17 protein-coding genes are annotated in these 18,846 nt (G+C 72.0%); 8 read left to right on the plus strand and 9 right to left on the minus strand.

The window, feature by feature from the left end:
• The first annotated feature begins 48 nt into the window (after window positions 1-48).
• Window positions 49-537 (plus strand): flavin reductase family protein, encoded by a 489-nt coding sequence (locus ABZ192_RS14730; RefSeq protein ID WP_356924878.1) that lies wholly within the window; start codon window positions 49-51, stop codon window positions 535-537.
• 24 nt (window positions 538-561) lie between these two features.
• On the opposite strand, the gene ABZ192_RS14735 is transcribed toward ABZ192_RS14730, so the two are convergent.
• The 4 genes from ABZ192_RS14735 to ABZ192_RS14750 form a co-directional block, all read right to left on the minus strand.
• Window positions 562-2,958 carry a SpoIIE family protein phosphatase gene (locus tag ABZ192_RS14735; RefSeq protein WP_356924879.1) on the minus strand — a complete coding sequence of 799 codons (2,397 nt, stop codon included), beginning with the start codon at window positions 2,956-2,958 and terminating at the stop codon, window positions 562-564.
• A 103-nt stretch (window positions 2,959-3,061) separates the two neighbouring features.
• Complete coding sequence (locus ABZ192_RS14740) at window positions 3,062-3,628, minus strand: antibiotic biosynthesis monooxygenase (RefSeq protein WP_356924880.1); 567 nt, start codon at window positions 3,626-3,628, stop codon at window positions 3,062-3,064.
• Window positions 3,629-3,671: 43 nt separating this feature from the next.
• Entirely contained in the window at window positions 3,672-4,046 is a 375-nt protein-coding gene (locus tag ABZ192_RS14745; protein WP_356924881.1) for a hypothetical protein, read from the minus strand.
• A gap of 241 nt (window positions 4,047-4,287) precedes the next feature.
• On the minus strand, window positions 4,288-5,208 hold the full coding sequence (locus ABZ192_RS14750; RefSeq protein WP_356924882.1) for a MurR/RpiR family transcriptional regulator: 921 nt from the start codon (window positions 5,206-5,208) through the stop codon (window positions 4,288-4,290).
• A 167-nt stretch (window positions 5,209-5,375) separates the two neighbouring features.
• Between ABZ192_RS14750 and ABZ192_RS14755 the strand changes: the two genes are divergently transcribed.
• A complete protein-coding gene (locus ABZ192_RS14755) occupies window positions 5,376-5,537 on the plus strand; it encodes a hypothetical protein (RefSeq protein ID WP_356924883.1) in 162 nt (53 codons plus the stop codon).
• A 54-nt stretch (window positions 5,538-5,591) separates the two neighbouring features.
• On the plus strand, window positions 5,592-5,993 hold the full coding sequence (locus ABZ192_RS14760) for a DUF3662 domain-containing protein (RefSeq protein WP_356924884.1): 402 nt from the start codon (window positions 5,592-5,594) through the stop codon (window positions 5,991-5,993).
• A gap of 27 nt (window positions 5,994-6,020) precedes the next feature.
• Here ABZ192_RS14760 and ABZ192_RS14765 read toward each other — a convergent pair whose 3' ends face one another.
• From ABZ192_RS14765 to ABZ192_RS14775, 3 genes are all read right to left on the minus strand, one after another.
• Window positions 6,021-7,559 carry a phospholipid carrier-dependent glycosyltransferase gene (locus tag ABZ192_RS14765; RefSeq protein ID WP_356925035.1) on the minus strand — a complete coding sequence of 513 codons (1,539 nt, stop codon included), beginning with the start codon at window positions 7,557-7,559 and terminating at the stop codon, window positions 6,021-6,023.
• A 168-nt stretch (window positions 7,560-7,727) separates the two neighbouring features.
• Window positions 7,728-9,644, minus strand: coding sequence for a phosphatase PAP2 family protein (locus ABZ192_RS14770; RefSeq protein WP_356924885.1), 1,917 nt, complete (start codon window positions 9,642-9,644; stop codon window positions 7,728-7,730).
• Window positions 9,645-9,902: 258 nt separating this feature from the next.
• Window positions 9,903-10,802 carry a BadF/BadG/BcrA/BcrD ATPase family protein gene (locus tag ABZ192_RS14775; protein WP_356924886.1) on the minus strand — a complete coding sequence of 300 codons (900 nt, stop codon included), beginning with the start codon at window positions 10,800-10,802 and terminating at the stop codon, window positions 9,903-9,905.
• Between the two features lie 240 nt (window positions 10,803-11,042).
• On the opposite strand from ABZ192_RS14775, the gene ABZ192_RS14780 reads away from it, so the two are divergent.
• From ABZ192_RS14780 to ABZ192_RS14800, 5 genes are all read left to right on the plus strand, one after another.
• A complete protein-coding gene (locus tag ABZ192_RS14780) occupies window positions 11,043-12,158 on the plus strand; it encodes an ROK family protein (protein ID WP_356924887.1) in 1,116 nt (371 codons plus the stop codon).
• 271 nt (window positions 12,159-12,429) lie between these two features.
• Window positions 12,430-13,755: an extracellular solute-binding protein gene (locus tag ABZ192_RS14785; RefSeq protein ID WP_356924888.1), complete on the plus strand. Its 1,326-nt coding sequence runs from the start codon at window positions 12,430-12,432 to the stop codon at window positions 13,753-13,755.
• 122 nt (window positions 13,756-13,877) lie between these two features.
• A complete protein-coding gene (locus ABZ192_RS14790) occupies window positions 13,878-14,789 on the plus strand; it encodes a sugar ABC transporter permease (RefSeq protein ID WP_356924889.1) in 912 nt (303 codons plus the stop codon).
• Complete coding sequence (locus ABZ192_RS14795; RefSeq protein ID WP_356924890.1) at window positions 14,786-15,685, plus strand: carbohydrate ABC transporter permease; 900 nt, start codon at window positions 14,786-14,788, stop codon at window positions 15,683-15,685. The genes ABZ192_RS14790 and ABZ192_RS14795 overlap by 4 nt, the downstream gene beginning before the upstream one ends.
• A 7-nt stretch (window positions 15,686-15,692) precedes the next feature.
• On the plus strand, window positions 15,693-17,537 hold the full coding sequence (locus tag ABZ192_RS14800; RefSeq protein ID WP_356924891.1) for a hypothetical protein: 1,845 nt from the start codon (window positions 15,693-15,695) through the stop codon (window positions 17,535-17,537).
• Between the two features lie 44 nt (window positions 17,538-17,581).
• Here ABZ192_RS14800 and ABZ192_RS14805 read toward each other — a convergent pair whose 3' ends face one another.
• The gene (locus tag ABZ192_RS14805) at window positions 17,582-18,091 is read right to left on the minus strand and encodes a GNAT family N-acetyltransferase (RefSeq protein ID WP_356924892.1); all 510 of its coding nucleotides are present in this window, start codon (window positions 18,089-18,091) and stop codon (window positions 17,582-17,584) included.
• 38 nt (window positions 18,092-18,129) lie between these two features.
• Window positions 18,130-18,783 carry a nucleoside/nucleotide kinase family protein gene (locus tag ABZ192_RS14810; protein ID WP_356924893.1) on the minus strand — a complete coding sequence of 218 codons (654 nt, stop codon included), beginning with the start codon at window positions 18,781-18,783 and terminating at the stop codon, window positions 18,130-18,132.
• Between the last annotated feature and the right edge of the window lie 63 nt (window positions 18,784-18,846).

Below are 18,846 nucleotides of genomic sequence, written 5' to 3' on the forward strand. Positions count from 1 at the left end.
GGGTGGTGAGGAGACGATGGCCGCGCGGGTCGAGGGAGTGGTGTGGGCATGGCGGGCATGGACGCGTTCATCGGGCGGCTGGACCCCGACATGTGCGTCGTCACGGCCGTCGCGGGCGGTGAACGGGCAGGGTGTCTGGTCGGATTCGCCTCGCAGTGCTCGATCCGTCCCGTGCGGTTCGTCGTGTGGCTGTCCGAGGTGAACCACACCTTCCGGGTGGCCCGGGACGCCGACGTGCTCGCGGTGCACCTGCTCGCCCGTGAACAGCACGGCATCGCGGAGCGGTTCGGCGGCCGGACCGGCGACCGGACGGACAAGTTCGAGGGCATCCCGCTGCGGGAGGCCTACGGCGGGGCCGTCGTGCTGGCGGACGCGCCGGCCTGGTTCGTCGGCCGGATCGTGACGCGCGCGGGCGGCGGCGACCACATCGGCTTCGTCCTCGAGCCGGTCGAGTGGGGCGGGGACGAGACGTACGACGGGCCGTTGCTGCGCCTCTCCGGCGCCCACACCATCGAGCCCGGTCACCCGGTCGACTGAGCCGCGCCCCGCCTCCCGAAGCCGCTATGCCTCCAGAACCCTCGGCACCCGGACGTCCACGACACACACGTCGTCCCGCCGCTCGTCCGGCAGCATCCGCGCGAGCAACGGCCCCAGGGCCGCGGGCCCGTCCGCGTGCGAGGAGGCCACCGCCTCGGCGAGACGTTCCAGACCCCGGTCGATGCTCTCCGGGGGGTGCTCGACCAGACCGTCGGTGAAAAGGATGAGCCGGTCGCCCGGCTCGAGACGGCACTCCGCCTCCTCGAAGACCGGCGCCGTGGTCGCGCCGAGCAGCATGCCCTTGGGGCGGCTCAGATACCGCGCCTCGCCGTCCCGCAGGAGCAGGGGCGGGGGATGCCCCGCCTGGGCCCAGACCAGACGGCGCTGCCCGGGGTCGTAGCGGGCCAGCACCATGGTGGCCGTCGCGTGGGAATCGCGGGAGTGCAGCAGCAGCGTGTTCAGCCGGGTCAGCGCGCCGGTCAGCGAGGAACCCGTGATGACCATGCCCTTCGCGGTGAAGCGGAGCTGGGCCATCGTTGCGACGGCGTCGACGCCGTGCCCGGCGACGTCGCCGACCACCAGCAGCGCGTCCCGGTCGGGCAGTTCCACGGCGCTGAACCAGTCACCGCCGACGTGCACACCCGACTGCGCGGGCAGATACGCGACCTCGACGCGCAGCCCCGCCAGGTGGACGGGCCGGTTGGCCAGCGGCAGCAGCGCGTGCTGGAGCCGGGACGCCAGGGTCCGCTCGGCTTGGAGCACGTCGTGCTGCGTGAGGATCGCCTGCTCACTCTCGACCAGGGCCAGCTCCGCCCGCCGCCTGGCCGTCATGTCCTGGACGACACCGTGCACCTCGACGGGCGTGCCGTGCGTGTCGGCCACGGCCTCGGCCACGAGCCGCAGATGCCGGATGCCGCCGCTCGTCCTGATGCGGAAGGGCAGGTCGAACGCCCGCCCCCGCTGGACGAGGTCGCGGACGGCGCGGGTCAGCGCGGGCGCGTCCTCGGGCAGCGCGAGTTCCGGCATCCCGGCGAGCCGCACCGGGCCCTGCGCGGGGTCCCGGCCGAAGATGGAGAACACCTGGGTCGACCAGGAGGCCTCCTGCGTGGCCAGGTTCCAGTTCGCCCAGCCGAGGTTGCCCAGCCGCTGGAGATCCGCCAGCCGCTGCTCCTGCCGGTCGGAGGAGCCGTGCCGGATCCAGGTGACGACGAGCGCGTCGTCCAGCCGCGCCGCCCGCGCCGAGTACGTGGACAGCGCCGCGATGCCCGCCACGACCTCCTCGTGCGCGAACGGTTCACTCTCGAACGGCTCCCCGGTGGCCAGGGTGCGCAGGCAGCCCTGCCACAGCGGCTCCTCCGTCAGGGCGGGGCGGAACTCCAGCAGCCGCCGGCCGGCCAGCTCCTCACCGGGGCGCCCCAGCAGGTCGCCCGCCCGCGCGGTCGCCGCCTCGACCCGGAAGTCCTCGGTCTCGCCCGACGGGGCCCGCAGCGGGCTGAGCAGCATCGCCGCGATCGGCAGCGCGTCGAACAAGGTCTGGACCGCGTCCGTGGCGGCGTCGCCGGCCCGCTCGGGCGGTGCGTCGAAGGCGCGCAGCCGGCCGGCGCACAGCCCGGTGACGCCCCGCAGATGGGCGCGGTCGCGGGGCGTGAACGACCCGGCGCGGACGCGCAGCACGCCGATGCAGACCTCGGCCGAGCCCGCCGTGCGCACGGGCAGCCAGGCGCGCGACCGCCACCGCTCGGGCGGGTCACCGATCAGCAGTTCCCGCCGCTCATGCGTGGCGACGTCCTCCAGCCAGCACGGTTCGCCCGTCCGCAGCGCGTCCAGCGCCGCGATCCCGCTCAACGGCGGCACCCGGCTCCACTGGGTGGCCAGCTGGTCGTCGATGCCGGCGTGCCCGATCAGTTCGAGTCCGCCGTCGGGCCTGCGGGCGTAGATCATGACGGCGTCGGCCGCCATGTCGGGCGCGAGATGCTCCAGCAGGCACCGGGCCAGGTCGGGCGGTGTCGTCACCCGAACGAGGGCCTGCCCGAGGCGGGCCAGGGCGGCGGAGACGTCGTCCGGCGCGGATGTCTCCACCAGGGCGGCGGAGCCGGGGCCGGGGGCGTCGGAGCCGAGGGGCCCGGTCGCCTCGCCGGGACCGGGCGCTGTGGGTGCCAGAGAGCCGAGCGTGATCCAGCACTCCTCCAGCAGGGTGTGGCGCGCCGCCTTGGCCCGCTGGAGCAACCGCTCGTCCGCCGCGTCCGCGGAACACCCGGTCAGCGCCATCACGGCGCCCTTGGCCCGCTCGACGACAGCCGACGTCGCCGCCTGGTCACGCAGCCGGTCCAGTTCGGCGCGCTGCCGGGCGACGATCTTGGCCAGTTCGACCAGGTCCGGTGCGGCACCGGGCTCCGCCGGTGTCACGGGCTCGCTCGTCACGCGTTGAGCATCGCATACCCGGCCCTGTTCGAAGACTGCCTTGTGCGCACGGGCAGCTCCCGATTCCCGGAGGCCACGCCGGTCACATCAGTCCCCTGAGCGTTCAGGGGTCTTCGCGTGGATACAGCCACAGCCGCAGCAGCCGGCTGAGCCTCGGCATCACCAGATAGGTCAGCACCGGCAGCAGCACCAGCGGGAACACGGCGGCCCGCAGCGGCAGCGGCCAGCCGGTGGTGTGCGGCGTCACCAGCCACTGGATGAGCAGGGTGAAGGGATACGCGCCCAGGAACGTCGTGAGGACCATCTTCCACCGGGGCGGGGCCTGCACGGTGGTGCCGGGCAGGCTGAACCAGGTCTCCATCCCGGTCGTCGACTGGCGCTCGCTGCTGACCTCGGTGGCGATGTCCTCGATCCGCCGGTGCCAGTGTGCGCGCTCCTCGGACTCCAGCCAGGCGGCGAGCCGGTGCTGGTCGGACCAGCGCAGCACGGCGTGGTAGCGGTGGCCGTCCTCGGGCGTGAGCCAGGAGACGCCCTCGTTGCCCGGGAACTGTCTGGCGCAGCGGGTGATGCCGCGCGTCCACTCCTCGAACTGTTGCTCCCGGCCGGGACGCACCTGCCAGGTCAGAACCGTCGTCACCGGCTCGGCGCGCCGGATTTCGGTGGTGCTCATCCCTCTGCGGGTGCCACGCCTGACACGGGTCATGCCCCGGGGCTCACGGCTGGCGGTTGGCCTCCACCAGCGCCGTGGTGACCGCACGCACGCTGCGCGCGATGTGCTGCAACTGCATGACCTCGGCCGCGTACAGCTTGATCGTGTGCTCGATGACGCCCTCGTGCAGGCCGAGCCCCGGCAGGTCGGCGCGGGCGGTCTGGAGGGCGGTGCGGGCCACCCTGAGTTCCTGCTGGACCTGGATCTGGGCGTGCCGGGCGAGCAGGACGGGGTGGCGGACGAACACGGGGTAGCCGGCGTAGCGCGCGGGCACCAGCTCGCGCAGCCACTTGGCCGCCGAGCGCTCCCAGTCGTAGCTCCCGGGGGTCTTGACCTGGCAGGGCCAGTCCGGGCTGATGCGCGTGGTCGTCAGGGGCATGATCATCGCTTCCGGGTGTGCGGCGTCGTGAGGGTGGACGACGGGTCGTGTCGGCCCCGGCCTAGGGGATGACCGGGGCCGCCACGGACACCCGGGACGCCGAAGCGGGTAGGAGCCGGCCCCTCGGGTGCGGAACGGATCCGGAAGGGCCGGGTCGCGATCCGTGTGCAGTATTTATATATGCCATCCGGTTTTCAAGCCGCATGAAAACATTCATGCGCGCTTTGTTGTGGACCGCCGCTCAGTCCCGGAGGAAGAAGTGATGCTGGTCGGCGACCTGCTCGTACTCCTCGAGCCGGGCCTGCGTCCGCTCCGGGTCCGCGTCCGTCATTGCTTGGAGCAGCGCCGAGCACATCACGCCCGGGGCGGCGTAGGAGTCGAAGACCAGACGCGACCCGGTCCCGATGGCGAAGACGACGTCCGCCTCGTCCGCGAGCGGACCCAGCGCCAAGTCGGTGATCAGGGCGACCTTGAGCCCGGCGCCCCGTGCGACCCGGACGGCCGTCAGGGTCTCCTGGGCGTGCCGGGGCATGGAGAACGCCAGCACCCAGGTGCCGCCCGCCTCGCGTGACTGCAGCAGCGCGTCGTAGGCGACGCTGCCGCCCCGCGTCACGAGCCGTACGTCCGGGTGGATCCGGCGGGCGGCGTAGGCGAAGTACTCGGCCAGCGAGACGGAGATGCGCAGACCGAGGACCGTCAGCGGGGCCGAGGACGACAGTTTGCGGCCGATGTCGATGACCAGGTTCGGGTCGGCGAAGTCCCGCCGCAGGTTCTCCAGGTTCTCGATCTCGGCGTCGACCGCCGCCTGCAGCTCGTTGCCCCGGATCTCCTCGGCCGGTCCGCCGCCCGCGAGGGTGCCGAGCGCGATCGACTGGAGCTTCTCCCGCAGCGCCGGATAGCCGCTGAAGCCGACCGCCGACGCGAACCGCGTCACCGAGGGCTGGCTCACGCCGACCCGGTCCGCGAGATCCGTGATGGACAGGAACGCCGCCTCGGTGATGTTCTCGATCAGGTACTGGGCGATGCGCCGCTGGCCCGGGGACAGCCGGGGCCGGTCGAAGAGCGCTCTGAGCTGGGCGGACGGGGAGACCTCCGCTTCCGGGGCGGCCTTCCCCGAGGTGATCGCGGATGCCTGTGCGCGTGCCTGCTGCGGCGATGGCACCGGTTCGCCTCCTTCGTCTCCCAGGGACGTTCAACATAGCTCACGCACCGTGGTGACCAGGGCTTCTTCGCACAGCAATGAGGTACCCGGCAGGTGGGATAGCCGGGCGCCGGGCGGGAACCCGCCGCGGCAGAAGATCCCGACACGACGGACGAGGAGCCGATGTCATGACCGTCCCCGAGGAGAACCGGCCCAAGACGGAGACCACGGACGAGGTGCTGGAACAGCAGGACGAGAACCGGTCCCGGCCGACGGGCGCGAGCGGCCGCACGATGCGCGAGGCCCTGGAGGAGGCCGAGGTACGGCCCGACGACTACGACGAGCATTAGCGCTCCCCAGGCCACCGCAACCGCACCGACGACGCTTCCGGCAGGTGAGACGGCATGGGCGCACTGAGTGCGCTGGAGGAAACACTGGAAAACCGATGGGAGGCCCTGTGGGCCCGGGTCCTCGACAAGGAGCCGGTCGAGGTCCTCGACGCCCTGCGGCACGAGTGCGACGACAACGCCGTGGTGTGCCGGGCGGGCCGGGTCATGGTCCCCAACGCCTACGACGTGGAGCTGGCCGACGAGGTGCACGACCAACTGACGCGCCACGGCACCAACGTGGGACAGGCGCTCACCGACAGCCTGTCCCGCCACGCGGAACGCAAGGGCTACGAGTTCGCGGGCCCGCTCGCGGTACACGTCGCGAGGTGCCCGGACGTGCCCAACGGCCGCTACCGCGTGGCCAGTCGCGTGATGCAGCACGTGAGCACGGACGGCTTCTTCCACGCGACTCATTGACCCGCACACGACACACTGGTCGAGGGCTCAACGGCGATAGATCGTGATCGAGTGCCCGACATCGTCGACCGGGCGGCTGCCGCCGATCAACTCGGCCAGCCGCCCGGTCGCCTTCGCGGCCGCGGAGTCCGACACCGCCAGCACCCCCCGCACGTCGCCGACCGGCACCTCGCGAGGATCACCGGCCCGGATGCCGTAGAAGGACGGCACCCCGCTGCCCTTGTACACCAGCCACACCCGCTCACCGCGGTACCGCTCGCGCAGCCGCTCCGCCAGCCGCCCCAGATCCTGCCCCCAGTCCACGTTGGAGTCGTGCAGGAACTCCCGCGTCCTGCCCGGCCCGCCGAACGCCTCGTTCGAGTACGGCAGGTAATAGGGGTATGTACGCAGCGAACTGGCCGCGACGAACGCCACCAGCACCCCCACCCCGACCGAGATCCACCGCCACCTGGCCACCAGAACGCACCCGGCCGCCACCGCGAGGAACAGCGGCAGGAAGACGGCGTACCGGGTGCCGAAGTCCCGCGCCCCCTGCATGGCCGCCGCCAGCAGCACGAGAGACGGGGCCAGCACATACGGCGCGGCCGGCCGCAGGCGGCGCACGGCGAGCACGACGACCGCCCCGGCGGCCCACAGCGCGAGCATCCCGAGGGGCGTCTTCACCAGTAGCGCGGCCGGCAGGTAGTACCAGAGCGAGCCCGAGTACAGCCGGCCGAACAGAAAGCCCTGCCACGGACGGTTCTCCAGCCCGAACTGCACCCGCATCCCGTCCCGGTACGCCTCCGGGAACGGCAGGAGCTGAACCAGCAGCCCCCGCAGCCCGTGCACCACCGGGACATGCTGCTCCGGAGTCCAGCGCAGCCGCGGATCGACCATCAGATACGCGGCCCACACGACCGCGATCGCCGCCAGAGCCACCACGCCCGCCCCGGCGGCCGCACGCGCGAGGCGCCGGCCTCCCGCGGACGCGTGCCACACCGACACGGCGGCCAGGGCCATGAGCACCGGCAGGGCCGGGAGAGTGCTCATCTTCGTGGCCAGGGCCGCCCCCAGCGCCAGCCCCGCGAGCGGCACGTACAGCCGGGGCCGGCGGCGCGCCCGCCACAGCAGCCACGCCGCTGTCAGCACGAACCCGGCGGCCGGCACGTCGAGCGTGGCGAGGGAGCCGTGCGCGATGACGTCGGGGGAGAAGCAGTAGAGGGCGAGCGCGGCCAAAGCCCCGGCCGGCCCGGCCAGTTCACGGGCGAAGACGAAGACGACCAGCCCGAACAGCAGCGTCAGCGCGATCACGGGGAGGCGGGCCCACAGCATCAGCCGCCAGGGGTCGTTGCCCGTCTCGTAGAGCAGGTGCCGCCCCACCGCGCCCTGGTCACCGGTGAAGGAGGCGTCGACGCGCGGATCCGCGAGGGCCACCCCGGCGCCGATGAGGAGCTTGCCGAGCGGCGGGTGCTCGGGGTTGTGGCGCAGCCGGTGCTCGTGCGTGTACTCGGCGGCGGCGCCCACGTACACCGGTTCGTCGATCGTCGGGGTCTGCCGCACGGCGGTGCTGACCATGGCGAAGGCCATCACCGTGAGCAGCACGGACACCAGGAGCGGCAGCGCCCACCGTCTGCCGGACCGCGGGGCGGCCCCCGCCGGCGCCGGCGGGGGGAGCGACAGCGGCCGGGGGACGGCGGGAGCGGTCCGGAGGGCCCTCATGGACCCACTCTGCACCAGCCCCCGCCGCCCGGGGTGTCACCGCTTCACGAGTCGCACCGACAGACCGTCAGCGGTGTGAACGGGCACGGCCCGCAGCGTCGTCGAGTCCAGCTCGACGCGGTCGAACCGGCCGCGCAGCGCCGGAGCCGACAGGACCGGGACGGTGCTCCCCGCGACCGGCGGCCGCTCGGCGTCGAGCCGCAGCGACAGCACGCTGCCCCGGCCCAGCAGCACGCGCCGGCTCACCGAGAGCGCCGGGCCGTGGTTCTGGCGCAGCGTCAGCTCCAGTGCCGACTCGCCCTCCTGGACGTACGAGCCGCGCACCCGCAGGACCTTCTCCGCGCGCAGCGTGCCGCCCGTGACCCGGACGTCACCCTGTCCCAGGGCGTTCGGGGACGCGGCGACCAGCGTGCCGTCCTCGACGACGGTCCCGCCGTGGTACCGGTTGTGTCCGGTCAGGGTGAGCGTGCCCGTGCCGCGCTTGGCCAGGCCGCCGTCGCCCTCGATGTCGTTGCGCCAGCTGTCGGCCGCGTGGAAGCCACCGGCCGCCGCGTCCAGCGTCACCGTGACGTCGGTGTCGAAGGCGCCGTACCCGTCCGCCGCCGCGAACAGGTTCAGCCGGCCCCACTGCTCGAAGCCGTCCAGCAGGACGTACCCGGAGGGCAGCGCGGTCGTGCGCAGCACCTCGCGGCGCTGGGCCGCGTTCAGGTACGGCAGCCGCGTCTCCAGCAGGACCTCCGCGCCCTTCGGCACGGTGAGCGGGTCCTTGCGGCCGCGGCGGGGCAGGACGTACGTCAACCGGTGCCCGACCACCCGGGCGTTGGCCTCGCGGTCGGCGTAGGCGTCGTCGGCGTCCGAGTGGGCGTAGGCGTACAGCGTGTCCGCCGTCGTGCCGGTCTTCTCGGTGAAGTAGGCGAGGGCCTGGGCGCGTGCCGCCGCCTTGAGCTCCGCGTTCGCCGGGTCGGCCAGCGTCGCCGCGGTCAGGGCGGTCGCCATGATCCGGCCGCCGATGACGTCGACGGTGGAGTGCATGCCCGACATGATCCGGGTGTGGCTGAGCTCGAACGCCCGCGTCACCAGCTCCTGGAAACGCTCGGGCACCGCGTACGCGTAGGCCAGACCGGCCAGATGGAAGGCGTTGGTGTGGCCGCTCGGGAAACCGCCGTCCTCCTCGGGGTCCTCGGAGCGCTGGCGCAGCAACTGCGGGGCAACGACCACGTCCGAGTCGTACACCGGGTAGCCGAGCGCGTCCTTCTTCCCGGTGTCGACGACCTCGCTGTCCTCGTTCATCCGCCACGGACGCGGGTACTGGAAGGCGAACTTGGCCGGGTTGCCCGAGGCGAACGGTCCGCGCACCGTGTCGACCAGCTTGGCCACCTTGCCGAGCTCCGAGTCGTAGGAGCCCGCGCCGAGCGCGGATCCGGCCGGGGCGTCGGCGGGCAGGGTGTCGCTGATCTTCCCCGGGGGCGTGCCGTCCGGGGCGCTGGTGATCGACGTGACCGCCTTGGCGCCGGACGTGTACAGGCCGGCGAGGGGGCCCAGGCCATCGATCATGGCGTAGCTCTGGTGCCGACGGTCGTAGAGGAAGGCCTCCTTCGCCTGCGCCTCGGTGCGGGACGTCGTGATCCGGGCGCAGTAGCGCATGTTGGCCCGCAGCACCTCGCGGTCCAGGACGCGGCCGGTGTCCCAGGCGCCGCCCGTCTTCCACACCTTGGCCATGCCGCCCAGGATCCGGACGACGGCGTTGGTCTCCGGGGTCTGGTTCGCGACGACGTTCGACTTGTAGTCGTCGACGAACGCGGCGGGGCCCGTGGCGGCCTTCGCGTCGGCGGCGGCGAGCCACGTGGCGAAGGTGGGCGCGGCCAGCAGACCGGCCGAGGCGCCGAGGGAGGTCTTGAGGAAACCGCGCCGGTCGACGGACGCGGTGGTGGACTGCCCGGCTGGTGACGGCATGCTGTGCCTCTCCTGAGTTCTGCGAGGGGGTCTGCGCCGGCGTTCCGCGGCGCGCTCTCCGGCCGTACGGCCGGGCCTTGCAAAGATCCACGGCCGTGCGGCCGGGGGACGAGCGATCCACGACCGTGCGGCCGGGGACGAGCGAAGACCTACGGCCGCACGGCCGGAGATCAGTGAAGATCTACGGCCGTGCGGTGACCCTGCGGGGAGGGATCGGCCACGAGCCGGTGTCCGGAGCGTGAACGGCACCCGCCCGGCTCACCGCAGCGAACGGGCCAGCGCCACCGCGCCCTCGACCGGCGGCACGCGCAGCGGCTGCGGCCTGGCCGCGGGCAGGGATTCGGCGAGCGCGGAGGTGAACGCCTCGTACAGCGCGGGCTGCGCGAGGACCGTGCCGCCCGCCACCACCACGTCGTCCACCGGGACCCCTCGTGCGGCGAGCCGTACGACGAGTGCGGCGAGTGCCCGGCCGCCGTCGGCGATCACGGCCCGGGCGAGCGGTGAGCCCGCCTCGGCGGCGGCGAACACCGCGGGGGAGTGCCGGCCCCATTCGCCGGAGATGTCGGTGGCGGCCTCGAGCGCGGCGCCGAGCGCGGGCACCTCGGCCACGCCGAAGGCCGCGACCAGACCGGTCGCGAGTGCGTCGGGCTCCTCACCGCGGTCGTGCGCCGCCCAGACGGCCCGTGCGGCCTCGCGGACGAGTCCGGCCGCGCCGCCCTCGTCGCCGAGCACCGCGCCCCAGCCGCCGACCTGGACCGGACCGCCGTCGGGCAGCCGCCCCACCGCGACCGAACCGGTGCCGGCGACCAGTCCGACGCCCTTGTCCAGCCCGGCGGCGGGAACGAGCAGCTCGGCATCGCCCACGACCAGCACGGGCACCCCGAGCCGCTCCTGAAGCGCGGTCCGGATGGCTTCGCACTGGAGTGCCGTCTCGCAGGCGTGGCCGCCCACGGCGACGGCGGACGGGCGTGCGTCCGCCGGCAGGGCGTCGCGGACCAGCGCGGCCAGCCGGCCGGCCGCGGACCCGGGGTCGTGCGGACGCCAGCCCGCACTGCTGCACACACGGTCGACGACGCGTTCGCCGCCCGCGAGGGCACGCAGATGCGTCTTCGTTCCGCCCACGTCGATACCGACCACGTAAGGCGTGGAGTCCTGCACGGGTCCTCTTTCGTCGTTGCGCGGTCACGGCGACGGCAGGCGAACCGCGCGTCGGACCAAGGCAGTTGAAGAGGTAGGGAAGCCCCGGGACGGGCTTCTGCGGGCCACGGCAGGCGAGTACCGTGGAGTTCGTTAGGAAGTTAACTAACGAAGTAGGGTGCGCGTCAAGAGGCACGGAATCCCGGTGCCGCGCGACCTCTGCCGCCGCCCTGCACGGCCGCAGCACGACCTGGGGAGACCATGCGCCTGAGTGAGAGTGCCCGTGTGGTGTTCGACGTACTGGCCGGGACGGGCACGGCCACCCGCCCCCAGCTGGCGGCCGGTGCGGGCCTGTCCAAGCCGACCGTCTCCTCCGCCGTGGCCGAACTCGAAGCCGTCGAGCTCGCCGCCCACTCCGGCAGGGCCTCCGGCGGCACCGGCCGCAGCGCCGCGATCTACCGGCTCGGACCGGCCGCCGGCGCCGTGCTCGCCGTCGACCTGGGACCCGCCGTGACCCGGGTGCGCGGCTGCGCCCTGGACGGCACCCTGCTCGCCGAGGGCACCGGCTCCCGGCCGGAGGCCGCCGACACCGTCCGCAAGGTCCTCGACGCCCTGCCCGCCGGGGCCCCGCTGCGGGCCGTCGTGGTCGCCGTCGGTGACGTCCCCATACGGGACCGCGCCGGGGAGCGGCCCGCGACCGCCAAGGCCGGACCCGTCTTCGACGCCATGGCCGTCGCCCTGCCCGAGGGCGTCCCCGTCCACCTGGAGAACAACGTCAACTGCGCCGCCCTCGCCGAGCTCCACGAGGGCGCCGCCGTCGGCCGCGACACCTTCGGCTACCTGCGCATCGGCGTCGGCATCGGTCTCGCCGTCGTCATCGGCGGCCGGGTGCTGCGCGGTGCGAACGGGGCCGCCGGTGAGGTGGCCCGGCTGCCCTACCCCTGGGACGACGACCGCGCCCCGCGCCACGAGGGCCTGGAGCAGCGCATGGGCTCGCGCACCCTGCTGCGCCGTGCGGCCGAGGCCTGGCAGGACGGTGACGGGCCCCGCCCGCGCACCGCCGAGCGGCTCCTCGCCCTGGCCGGGCAGGGGCATGCCACGGCCGGCGCCGTGGTCGCCTCGCACGCCGCCGACGTGGGCCGGCTCGCCGCCGCCGTCGCCGCCGTACTGGACCCCGGACTGATCGTCCTGGGCGGCGGCACCGGAGCGGATCCGCAGCTCCTGCCCGGGGTACGGGCCGAGCTGGCCCGGCTGAGCTGGCCCACCGAGGTGGTCAGCAGCGTGGTGGGCGACACCGGCACCGTGGCGGGCGCCAGCAGGCTCGCGGTCGCCCATGGAATTCAAACCGTGACCGGAGCCGTGCGGGCGAAGCATTGACGGCTGCGCCATCGGTCTGCCAATGTCCGGACAAGCGCTTTCTAGTCGGCCGGGACGCCGACTCCGGGTAAGCCTCCCGCCCGTACGAGAAGTACGGCAGCCGCACGAGGGCGAGCTTGTGCGACGACGGCCGTCATGGCCGGGGACCACCCGTGAAGGCGACGCGGCCGGGCGAGGCCGCGCCCCCGGGAAGCGAAAACCTCCTGCAAACTGCACCTGTGCCGCCTCGGCTGGCGCCGTGCTTCTTCCGCTACGAGAAAAGGGATCGAAGATGATCACTGTGGGTGTGCGGCGCTCCCGCCGACTCGGCCGCGGCGGCATACGCCGCGTGGTTCCCCTGGCTGCCGTGGCCACGGCAGGTGCCCTGCTGCTCTCCGCCTGCGGGTCGGGAGAATCCGGCTCGGGCGGGACCTCCAAGTCGCTGACGTTCTGGATCTCCACGGTTCCGGGGCAGGACGCGGGCTGGAAGAAGATGGTGACGCAGTACAAGAAGGAAACCGGCGTCAAGGTCAACCTCGTCAACATCCCCTACGACGGCTACGACGCGAAGCTGCGCAACGCCGCGCAGGCGAACTCCCTGCCCGACGTGGCGGCCGTGCCGAAGCTCGACCCGATCTGGGCGAACAAGCTGATCGACCTCGGCCCCATCGCCGACAACAAGAACAACAAGATCAACAAGAACTTCGTCGCCAAGGACTCGTCCGGGAAGGTGCTGTCCATCCCCTCGGACATCACCGCGTCCGGTCTGTTCATCAACAAGTCGCTGTTCAAGAAGGCAGGCGTCTCCTTCCCGGCCTCGCCCGAGAAGACCTGGACCTGGACCGAATTCCTCAAGGCGGCGGACCAGGTCCGGGAGAAGACGGGCGCCAAGTACTCCCTCACCTTCGACCAGTCGCCGTCCCGGCTCCGTGCCATGGTGTACGAGCTCGGTGGGAAGTACGTCCACGCGGATTCCTCCGGAAAGTTCTCGGTGGACGCCGCGACCAGGAAGGCCGTGAAGCGCTTCGTCGCGATGAACGACGACAAGACCATGCCGAAGTCGGTGTGGACCAGCGGAGCCGACCCGTCGGCCATGTTCCAGAGCGGTGACGTGGTCGCCTACTGGTCCGGCGTGTGGCAGGTGCCCGCCTTCGCGGAGAGCATCAAGAAGTTCGAGTGGGCGAGCGTCCCGACTCCCGCCGAGCCGGTGCAGGCCAGCGACGTCAACAGCGGCGGCATGATGGTCGGGTTCAACAACAACGGAGCCGCGGCCACCGCCACGGAGAAGTTCATGTCCTGGCTGTACGAGCCGGCTCACTACCAGGCGCTGTGCGAGGCGTCCGGGTTCCTGCCCGTCGAGACCGGTCTGAGCCCGAAGTACCCCTTCAAGTCCGAGGCGGCGCAGGCGGCGTTCAAGCTGTACAACGAGTCGATCCCGCTGTACGCCCCGATCTCCGGCTACTTCAACACCGCGCAGACGAACTGGGTGCTGAAGGGCAAGAGCCTCACCGAGGACCCGACCAAGACGGAGCTCGGCAAGGCGATCAACGGCCAGCAGTCGGCCGACAAGGCGCTGGACAACATCGTGGCCGGCTACAACCAGCAGGTCGGCGGCTGAGCGCAGGCCGGCGGGCCCGGGCGGCGGGTCGAGACACCGCCGCCCGGCCCGGGGACCCACGCGACGCCGGGCTCATGGCCTGAGCCCACAGGAACCCATTCCACCAGCACGGAGTCAGGAAGATGACCAAACGCGCCCCGGACGTGTCCGCGAGCCCGCCCAGGAGACGCAGTAAGTACACCCTTGCGCCGCTCGTCCTCATCGCGGCCAACGTCGTGCTCTTCGCGCTGTTCTTCCTCTGGCCGGCCGTGATCGGGCTCGTCTACTCCTTCACGAACTACACCGGCGTGGGGGCGTTCCAGTTCATCGGACTGGACAACTACCAGCGCCTGTTCGAGGACTCCATCTTCTTCGACGCGCTGACCCGGACGCTGCTGTACACCGTCCTCTTCGTTCCGCTGAACTTCGTGTTCTCGCTGCTCATCGCCAACGTGCTGGTGAGCAAGCACGCCAAGGGCGTGTCGGTCGCCCGCGTCTTCTTCTTCATCCCGTGGCTGCTGTCGCCCATCGTCGTGGGTGTCCTGTGGCGGTGGCTGTTCGGTGAGAACTTCGGACTGGTCAACTACCTCATCGAGAAGGTCGGCGGAAGTGCCGTTCCGTGGCAGTCGAACGCGGACCTGTCGCTGCTGGTGGTGGTCGTCGCGGCATCCTGGGCCTGGACGGGCTTCTCGATGCTGCTGTTCATCGCGGCGATCAAGAACGTGCCGGTGTCGTACTACGAGGCGGCATCGCTCGACGGCGCCGGTCCGTGGCGCCAGTTCGTCAGCATCACACTGCCGAGCATCGCGCCCACGTCCTTCATCGTCATCCTGCTCAACACGATCCACGCGATGAAGGAATATCCGCTGTTCGCCTCCCTCAACAACGGCGGACCCGGGACGTCGAACAACCTGCTTGTCCAGTACATCTACCAGACCGGCTTCAAATCGGGCCAGATCGGCTACGCGAGTGCCGCGTCGTTCGTGCTCATGCTCATCCTGATGGCCGTCGCGATCATCCAGCTGGTCGTCAACCGGCGGGTGGAGAACCGATGACAACCACAGACATGCCACGCAAGGCCGACGCCGGGCCCGGACGGGCGGTTCCCAAGAAGCGGGCGCGCGGCGCGGCGAGCGGTGGGCTTCGGCGCGCGGTGCCCGCGACGACACTGCTGTGGGTCCTGGCGGTCATCTACGGGTTTCCGGTGCTGTGGTTCGTCCTCAGCTCCTTCAAACCGGCGGGAGACTTGTTCTCCTCCCTGACACTGTTTCCGGACGACCCCACCCTGTCGGGCTACAAGGCAGCGTGGGACGGCGCCAACTTCTCCCAGTACTTCATCAACACGGCCATCGTGTGTGTGATCTCAACGATCCTCACGGTGGGAGTCAGCTGCTGCACCGGCTACGCGCTGGCCAAGTACGACAACAAGTGGCTCAAGGTCTTCTTCGTCGGCATCCTGGCCACCACGATGCTGCCGTCCGAGGTCATGCTCGCCCCGCAGTTCCTGGTGGTCCGCGACCTCGGCCTCTACAACTCGCTCGCCGGCATCATCCTCCCGGCCGTGCTCACCGCGACCGGGTGCTTCATGTTCCGCCAGTTCTTCCTGACGGTCCCCGACGAGCTCATCGAGGCCGCCCGCATCGACGGGGCGCGTGAGCTGTCGATCTTCCTGCGGATCATGGTGCCGATCTCCCGGCCCATCATGCTGACCCTCGCCATCCTGTCCTTCCAGTGGCGGTGGAACGACTACATCTGGCCGCTGCTGATGCTCAACGACCCCAGCAAGTTCACCGTGCAGATCGGCATCCAGAGCCTCGTCGGCGCGCAGAACATCAACTGGTCGGTGGTGCTCGGCGGATCGGTCATCTCCATGATCCCCTTGATCGTCGTCTTCCTGGTGTTCCAGCGTTACGTCATGAACGCCGACATCAACGCCGGACTGAAGGACTGACCAACCCGTGTACCTCCCTCACCAGCGCGGCCCGTTGCACGACCTCCCCGACACCCCGGAGGCGTACGACGCCGTCCTCGCCGACGTCACCGAGCAGGCCCTGGCCCGCATGACGCCGGAGGGCAACCTCGAACACCCGGACTGTGTCGACGACATCGGCGACACGTCCCTCGGCGTCACCTCGCTGCTGGCCCTCGCCTGGCAGCGCACGAAGGACCCCCGCCTGCCGGAGGCGGTACGCCGCAGCCTCGCCTTCCACCTGGACGAGCGGGTCTACACCGAGGACAACCCGGGCTACCCCAACCTCCGGGTGCGCGACTCGGGCCTGCCGTACGCCCGTTACACCCTGGCGGCGGGAGCCCACCCCATCGGTGACTGGCCGAGCACCGTGTGGGCGCTGCTCCAGGCCGTCAACGTCCTGGACGCGGCGGAGGGCCTCGTCGACGACGCACAGCGCGCCCGGCTCCTCGAAGTGGCGCACGGCTACTGGCGCTGGCTCACGGAGGCGACCTTCTTCAACCCGCAGGAGGCCGGCAACCAGGCGATCGGCTGCATCGTCGGCGGCCTGATGCTGGCCCGGCACCTGCCGCCCGCCGAGGGCGACCCGGTGCGCCGGGAAGCCCTGCGGCTGTACGAGGACGAGATCCGCGCCCACCGCGTCCGCGACCGCGGTGCGCTCCTGCCGCCCGAGCACGGCGGCGCCTACGACAACAACTACGGACCGATCTCCCTGTCCTTCCTCGCCCAGGCCCACCGGGTCAGCGGCGAGGAGGTCTTCGCCGAGGACGGCGACGCACTCGCCCGCTACATCGACGCCCGCCTCACGAACGGCGGCTTCGACAACGGCGGCCCGCGCTACAGCGAGCAGCACTCCGCCTTCGAGTCGGTGCTGGGCCTGCGTTACTTCAGCGCCCGCATCGGCGCCGACCTGGGCCGCTACCGGGGCGACAGCCGCTGGGCGCGGCACGCCCGCAAGGCGGACGGCGGCGTCGACGGCCACTTCGCGTGGATGCTGGTCTGGCAGATCCAGGACACCACCCGCTGGCACCGCGCCGCGTCGCCGGCTCCGGTCCGGCACCAACTGCGCGCGGGCACGGTGTCGGTGGCCTTCGACGACCGCATGACCCCGTCGCTGGTCGAGGCGGCCGGCACGTACTACCTGCCGGCCGTGGTGAATCGCCAGCACGGCTTCGGGCCGGTGGCGGACGGCTTCCTGCTGTGCCGCCCGATGGGCGAGGTCCGCGTCCGGGACGTGAGCGGCGGCGGACTGGCGGCGAAGCTGGTCACCAAGCCGGTCGTCGGCCGCGACCACGTCCTGCGGCACGTGCGGTCCCTGTACGTCACGGACGGCACGAGCCTGTGGACCACGGTCGCGGTGGAACGGCTCCCGGGCACGCCGTACCTGCTCGCCGGCCTGCCGTACGCCGCCGACGACGGCGACCGGGTGCGCAGGACCGCCGAGCCCCGGGTGACGTCGGCGGGCACACTGCGGCTGACTCACCCGGGCCCGGACGACCCGCACCACTTCGACGCCCGCGCGGACACCACCCAGGAGCAGGCCGCCTTCGCCCTGGCCCTCGACCCGCGCGGCTACGGCAACCCCGACGAGGGCTGGCGCCACCTGGTCGCCTCGACCGCCCTGGAGGCCGGACCGGCCCCCGGCGCCCCCGAGGACCTGCACGTCTTCGCGGTCCGCTACGGCCCGGGCGACGATGAGTTCACACCGGCGTTCGAGCGCGCGGGCACGGCCCTCGTGGTCCGCACCGAGGCGTTCACGGCGGTGGTCGGCGAGGCGGCGGGCGACGCGAACGCCGAACCGGAGCTGACGCTGTCCCGTGGAACGGACGCCTGAGAGCGGTTCCTTCGGAAGGTCACCGGGCGGACGAGGCGGGCCCCCTACGCGCCGGGGGCGAGGTGCGCGACGTCCGGTGCCTGAGCGGCGAGTTCGCTGAGGGGCTCACCGCTGAGCCGGCACACCTTCCACTCCTCCAGGAGTTCCACCCCGAGCGACGTGTAGAAGTCGATCGCCGGTGTGTTCCAGGCCAGGACCCACCACTCGAAGCGGTCGTAGCCGCCCCGCCGGCAGGTCGCGGCGAGGGCGGCGAGGAGGGCCTTCCCGTGTCCCGCGCCGCGCGCCCCCAGCCGTACGTAGAGGTCTTCCAGGTGCATGCCGCGCGTGCCCGTCCAGGTAGAGAAGCGCGGGAACCACAGGGCGTAGCCCACGGTCTCACCCGTGCCGTCGTCCTCGGCGATCAGCGCGTGGGCGGCCGGGTGCTCACCGAACAGCGCCTCACGCAGTTGCTCGTCGGTGGCCCGGGCCTGCTCGGCGGCCCGTTCGTACGCGGCGAGTTCGCGGATCATGGACCGGATCTCGGGGACGTCGTTCACGGTGGCGGACCTGATCATGCGACCGATCATGCCTCATCGCCGGGCGGCCGTTGAATTCATGCCCGCACGCGCGGCAGTGCCGACTCCGGCACCACCAGGTCGGCCCGCTCCCGGGTCGTCGCGACCAGTTCGGCGTTGCGCTGGTCCGAGCGCAGCACCCACGCCACGGCCTCCTCGTGCCCCTTGCCGAACTCCTCGTGCCGGGCGATCAGCCGCCGCAGCCGCTCCGGCTCGGGAAGTTCGCAGAACCACACGTCGTCGAGCTCGGGGCGGACCCGGGCCCAGGCGCCGGTCTCCAGCAGGAGGTAGTTGCCCTCGGTCACGACGAGCCGGGCCGCCGGGGGCACCGGGATCGCCCCCGCGACCGGCTGCTCCAGGACGCGTTCGAAGTCGGGCGCGTACACCACGTCGTCCGTCTCCACCCGCAGCCGCCGCAACAGCGCCGCGTACCCCGCCGCGTCGAAGGTGTCCGGCGCGCCCTTGCGGTCGCGGCGGCCGAGTCGTTCCAGTTCGGCGTCGGCGAGATGGAAGCCGTCCATGGGGACGTGCGCCACCCACGGGTCGCCGGATCCGTTCAGTTCCCGCACCAGCCGCTCCGCGAGCGTCGACTTGCCCGCGCCGGGGCTGCCGGCGATACCGAGGATCGCGCGCCGGCCTTCCCGGGGCAGGACCCGGGCGCGGCGGACGAGGTCGTCGAAGGTCAGCGGCACACAGCAGAGTCTGTCATCCCTCGGAGTGTGGCGTGCGCCACTCACTGGACATCGCCGGCCGGG

This window comes from Streptomyces sp. NPDC006235 (genome assembly GCF_040613735.1).
GTDB lineage: Bacteria > Actinomycetota > Actinomycetes > Streptomycetales > Streptomycetaceae > Streptomyces.